Origin of the sequence: Caldimonas sp. (genome assembly GCF_046289365.1) — a bacterium.
Taxonomy (GTDB): domain Bacteria; phylum Pseudomonadota; class Gammaproteobacteria; order Burkholderiales; family Burkholderiaceae_C; genus Caldimonas.
In genome coordinates this window covers 1-5,470 of record NZ_JBKBVU010000207.1, presented here as the reverse complement: position 1 = coordinate 5,470, position 5,470 = coordinate 1, and the positions used below count along the sequence as shown (strand labels likewise).

4 protein-coding genes and 1 tRNA gene are annotated in these 5,470 nt (G+C 69.9%); 1 reads left to right on the top strand and 4 read right to left on the bottom strand.

Features of this window, described 5'->3' with window-relative positions; all coding sequences use genetic code 11:
- Both hyi and gcl read right to left on the bottom strand, forming a co-directional pair.
- Positions 1–714 (bottom strand): hydroxypyruvate isomerase (gene hyi, locus ACK42S_RS15345; RefSeq protein ID WP_409709449.1); only part of this gene is annotated, 714 nt, incomplete at its 3' end.
- A gap of 13 nt (positions 715–727) precedes the next feature.
- Positions 728–2,521: a glyoxylate carboligase gene (gene gcl / locus ACK42S_RS15340; RefSeq protein ID WP_409709446.1), complete on the bottom strand. Its 1,794-nt coding sequence runs from the start codon at positions 2,519–2,521 to the stop codon at positions 728–730.
- A gap of 114 nt (positions 2,522–2,635) precedes the next feature.
- Between gcl and ACK42S_RS15335 the strand changes: the two genes are divergently transcribed.
- A complete protein-coding gene (locus ACK42S_RS15335; protein WP_409709444.1) occupies positions 2,636–3,580 on the top strand; it encodes a LysR family transcriptional regulator in 945 nt (314 codons plus the stop codon).
- A 16-nt stretch (positions 3,581–3,596) separates the two neighbouring features.
- On the opposite strand, the gene ACK42S_RS15330 is transcribed toward ACK42S_RS15335, so the two are convergent.
- Both ACK42S_RS15330 and ACK42S_RS15325 read right to left on the bottom strand, forming a co-directional pair.
- Positions 3,597–3,671: transfer RNA gene (locus ACK42S_RS15330), tRNA-Arg, on the bottom strand.
- A 36-nt stretch (positions 3,672–3,707) separates the two neighbouring features.
- Positions 3,708–5,249, bottom strand: coding sequence for a translocation/assembly module TamB domain-containing protein (locus ACK42S_RS15325; RefSeq protein WP_409709441.1), 1,542 nt, complete (start codon positions 5,247–5,249; stop codon positions 3,708–3,710).
- Positions 5,250–5,470 lie beyond the last annotated feature (221 nt).

Here is a 5,470-nt window from a genome sequence, read left to right as displayed (position 1 = left end):
GCCCACCCAGCCGTCATAGCCGATGCGGTCGAGGTGCTCGAAGAGGAAGCCGTAGGCGATCTCGCCGGTGCCGGGCTCATGACGGCCCGGGTTGTCGGCCACCTGGATGTGCGCAATGCGCGGCAGGTGGCGCTGCAGCGTGGCGGCCAGCTCCCCTTCGGTGCGCTGGGCGTGGTAGACGTCGTACTGCAGATAGAGGTTGTCTGCGCCGACCTCGTCGATCAGGTCCAGGGCCTGCTGGGTGCGGTTCAGGTAGAAGCCGGGGATGTCGTAGCGGTTGATGGGCTCGACGAGCAGGCGCAGCCCGGCCGTGCGCAATCGCTGGGCGGCATGGCGCAGGTTGTCCACCAGGGTGTGGTGCAGCACCGCCTCGTCCACGCCGGCCGGGGCTTTGCCGGCCAGGCAGTTGAGCTGTCTCACGCCGAGCACGCGGGCACAGTCCAGGGCACGCTCCACGCCCTCACGGAACTCGGCCACGCGATCGGGGTGGCAGGCGATGCCGCGCTCGCCGGCCTCCCAGTCGCCGGCGGGCAGGTTGTGCAGCACCAGCGTCAGGCGATGGGCCTGCAGCCGGGCACGGATCTCCTGCGCGTCGTGTGCATACGGGAACAGGAACTCCACGGCCTGGAAGCCTGCGCGTGCTGCGGCTTCGAAGCGGTCGAGGAAGGGGTGCTCGGTGAAGAGCATGCTGAGGTTGGCCGCAAAACGGGGCATGTCGGTCTCTCCTTCAATCCAGCAGGGCCACGGCGGTGGGCACGTCGGCCGCTTGCGCAGCCAGGTCCTCGAACTCGACGATGTGGTCGATCTCGGTGCCCATGGCAATGTTGGTGACGCGCTCGAGGATCACCTCGATGACCACCGGCACCTGGTGCTGTGCCATCCACGCTTGGGCCTGCCGGATCGCCGGCACGAGCTCCTCGGCGCGGTGCACGCGCAGCGCCTTGCAGCCCAGGCCCTCGACCACCTTGACATGGTCCACCCCGTAACCCTGTGCGGCCGCCTCGCTGGCCGGGGCATTGATGTTCTCGAAGCCGAGCTGCACGCAGTAGTCCATGTCGAACCCGCGCTGCGCCTGGCGAATCAGCCCCAGGTAGCTGTTGTTGACCAGGATGTGGAGGTAGGGCAGCTTGAACTGTGCACCCACGGCCAGCTCCTCGATCATGAACTGGAAGTCGTAATCGCCCGACAGGGCCACGATGGGGCGCTTGGGGTCGGCCGCGCGCACGCCCAGCGCGGCCGGCACGGTCCAGCCCAGCGGGCCGGCCTGCCCGCAGTTGATCCAGCGCCGCGGGCCGTAGACGTGCAGGAACTGCGCAGCGGCGATCTGGCTCAGGCCGATGGTGGAGACGTAGGTCACGTCCCGGCCGAAGGCCTCGTTCATGCACTGGTACACGCGCTGCGGCTTCATCGGCACGGTGTCGAAGTTCGTCTTGCGCAGGTAAGCCAGCGAGGCCTTGCGGGCGCGGCATTCGGCGGCCCAGGCTGAGCGGTCCTTCAGGCGGCCGGCGGCCTGCCACTCTCGCGCCACCGCCACGAACAGCTCGAGCGCGGCCCGGGCGTCGGAGACGACGCCGTAGTCGGGCGCGAAGACCCGGCCGATCTGGGTGGGCTCGATGTCCACGTGGATGAAGCGGCGGCCCTTACAGTAAACCTCGGGTGAGCCGGTGTGGCGGTTTGCCCAGCGGTTGCCGATGCCCAGCACGAAGTCACTGGCCAGCAGGTTGGCATTGCCATAGCGGTGGCTCGTCTGCAGGCCGCACATGCCGGCCATCAGCGGGTGATCGTCCGGGATGCTGCCCCAGCCCATCAGCGTGGGGATCACCGGGATGCCGGTGAGCTCGGCAAAGGCCACCAGCAGGTCCGAGGCGTCGGCATTGATGATGCCGCCGCCGGCCACGATCAGCGGGCGCTCGGCGCTGGACAGCATCTCCAGGGCTTTCTCGATCTGTTTGCGTGTCGCCGCGGGCTTGTAGACCGGCAGCGGCTCGTAGGTGTCGATGTCGAACTCGATCTCGGCCTGCATCACGTCGAAGGGCAGGTCGATCAGCACTGGGCCCGGGCGGCCCGAACGCATCAGGTGGAAGGCCTGCTGGAAGGCGCGCGGCACCTGGGCCGGCTCCAGCACCGTGGTGGCCCACTTGGTGACGGGCCGCGCGATGGAAGCGATGTCCACGGCCTGGAAGTCCTCCTTGTGCAGCCGCGCCCGCGGTGCCTGGCCGGTGATGCACAGGATGGGGATGGAGTCGGCCTGGGCCGAATACAGGCCGGTGATCATGTCGGTGCCGGCCGGGCCCGAGGTGCCGATGCACACGCCGATGTGGCCCGGGGCGGCGCGGGTGTAGCCCTCGGCCATGTGCGAGGCCCCTTCCACGTGGCGCGCAAGGATGTGCCCGATGGTGCCTCGCTCACGCAGCTGGGCATACAGGGGGTTGATGGCAGCGCCGGGCACGCCGAAGGCCTGCGTGACGCCTTCCTTTTCCATCACCAGCACGGCGGCCATCGCCGCTTTCATCTTGGGCATGTCGATCTCCTGTGACCGAAGGGACTGGGAACTGGTGCCGATGGTGGCGTGCAAGGGGCGGCCCCGGAAGACGGCGCTGGCGCATTTCGCTTATTCCATGGTGGAATAGCACGCATGGAACGTCTGCAAGCCATCCGTCTGTTCGTGCGCGTGGTCGATCTCGGTTCGTTCAGCAAGGCCGCGGCCGAACTGGGCATCGGCCAACCGGCCGCGACCAAGCAGGTGCGGCGCATGGAGGCCCAGCTCGGTGCCCGGCTGCTGCACCGCTCCACCCATGGCGTCACGCCCACCGAGATCGGGCTGCTCTACTACGAGAAGTGCAAGCTCATTGCCCACCACATCGAGGAAGCCGAATCGGTGGCCACGCTGTTGCAGACGCAGGTGCAGGGCGCCTTGCGCATCAACACCTCGGTGGCCTTCGGCCGGCGCGTGCTGGCGCCGCTGGTGATGCAGTTCATGCGCATGAACCCGCAACTTCTCGTCGATCTGAGCTGTGACGACCGCTACGTGGACCTGGTGGAACTCGGCGTGGACGTGGCCATCCGCATGGGTCGCCTGGCCGATTCCACGCTGGGCGCTCGCTACCTGGGCCTCAACCCCTGGGTGGTGGTGGCCTCGCCCGCCTATCTCGACGAACATGGCCTGCCCAGGACCCCCCGCGAGCTGCACCAGCACCGCGCGCTGATCTACAGCACGGTGCAGGGTGATGCGCGCTGGCATTTCACCGGCGCGCGGGGCCAGGCGGTGTCGGTCGAGGTGCGCGGCAACCTGCGATCGAACAACCTGTCGATGCTGCTGGCGGCGGCGCGCGAGGGCTTTGGTGTGGCGGCGCTGCCGCGCTACGTGGCCCACGAATCGCTGCGTACCGGTGCGCTCAAGGCGCTGCTGGACGGCTGGCAACTGCCCCAGCAGGAGATCCACGCCGTCTACCCCTCGCCGCGCATGGTGCCGGCCAAGGTGAGCCGGTTCATCGAGTGGCTGCAGGGCCAGTTCGAGGGGCAGTGGTGGGCGCGCTGCGCGCCGTCGGCGGGCAAGCGCAAGCCCGCAGCCGAGCCCTGAACGCGGGCGCTGGGGCTGGTCCCCCCGGCGGGAATCGAACCCACATCTAGCGCTTAGGAGGCGCTCGTTCTATCCATTGAACTACGGCGGGACGCCGGCGCGCATTGTCCCATGAATGGGAACGGCTTCACCAGCGCCAGGTCCAGATGAAGTCCAGGGCGTTTTCCTCGACGCCGGCCTGGGCGCGCACGGTGAAGCGCTGCGCGATGCGGTAGATGAGCTGCCAGTTTCCGCTGGTGGCGTTGAGCGAGCGTTCGTAGCCCACGTACCAGCGCCGTGAGATCTGCTTGCCCACGCTCACGATGGTCTCGGCCACGCCGGCGCTGTCCTCCTGGCGCACCGAAAGCTCGTCCAGGCCGATCGCGCGGGTGAGGTTGCCGGCGGGCGAGTCGCCCTCACCCGAGACCAGGGCCAGCACAGCGCGTTGCAGCAGCGCGGCCTCCGCGCGGGCGAGCTGACCGCTGCCCCGGCCCAGCACCAGCCAAGAGAGCTTGTCGGTCTCGCTCATCTCGGGCTCGGAGAACAGGCGCACGCGCGGGTTCTCGGCCGTCCCGGTGATGGCCACGCCCACGCGGATGTCGGTGTTCGGCCGAGTCGCCTCGATGTCCAGGCGCGGATTGTCCGGCGTGCCGACGAAGCTGATCACGCCCTTTTCGATCGTGAGCTTCTGGCCGTAGGCGGCGTAGGTGCCGTCCACGGCGCGGATGTCGCCATGCAGCGCGGGGCGCCCTGCCGGGGTGGTCAGGCGCAACGCCCCGGCCAGTCGCGTGTCCAGGCCCCGGCCGCGCAGCCGCAGCCGCTCGCCGGCGTCCAGCCGCAGGTTGAGGGCCACGGCCCGCCGGGGTGGCGCCATGCGGCGCGGCGCCTCGTCTTCGCGCACCTCGGTGCGCCGCACCACCACGTCATCGGACAGGGTGGGCGCATCCGAGCGCGAGATGTCGATCAGGCCTTCGTCGATGCGGAAGTCGCCGTCGGCCTGCAGGCGATCGGCCTCCAGGATCACGCGGCCGCTACCGCTGACGACCACGCGGCGGTCCACACGGCCGAGAACGGTGAAGCGCTCGGCTCGCAGTTGCAGCTGCGCCCGCGCGCGCTCGCCGAACTGGGCCCCTCCGGTGAGCTGCACCTCGCCCTCGCCGCCGCGTGCGCGCAGGGTCTCGATGCGCGCCGTCGCCCCGCGCATCACGAGGTGCAGTTCCCCGTCGCGCAGGTGGATGCCTTGCAGCAGGTTGCGGGCCTCCACCGCCCGGGCGCGCACCTCGCCGGTGTACTCCGGAGCGCCCAGGCGCCCGCCGAGGTCGGCGCGCAACTGCATCTGTCCGCCCAGCCGCCAGCCCGCGGGCACCCATGCGGCCCAGGCGCCGAGGTTGTCCACGTCGGCCTGCAGGCGTCCGCGCAGCGCGGCGTCGGGCGAGGGCCACCAATCCTGTGGCCCGGCCAGCACCGTCTGCTCGCCCGACAGGCGGCCCAAGTTGGCCCCGGCCATGGCCTGGGTGAAGCGCCAGCGGCCGTCGCGGGCTTGCAGGGCCAGGCGCAGCTCGGTGAGGTCGAGCCGCTCGACCAGGCCGCCGGCTTCCTCCACCCGCAGGTCGCCGCGCACGCGGGCGATCTCCAGGTCGGCCTGGAAGCTGGGCGCGCTGCGCAGCCGCAGGGAGGCCCCCAGTTCCAAGTCGCCGGTCCAGCCAAAACCGGGATGAAACTCGCGCAGCAGCGGGGCGATCGGCAGCGGATCGAGCCAGGCATGGGGATCGGCGCCGTCATGGTGGTGCCCATGCGCGTGATCGTGGGCGTGGTCGTGCCCGTGATCGTGCCCGTGCCCGTGCCCGTGATCGTGTCCGTGATCGTGCTCGTGCTCGTGCTCGTGCTCGTGTCCGTGATCGTGCTCGTGAT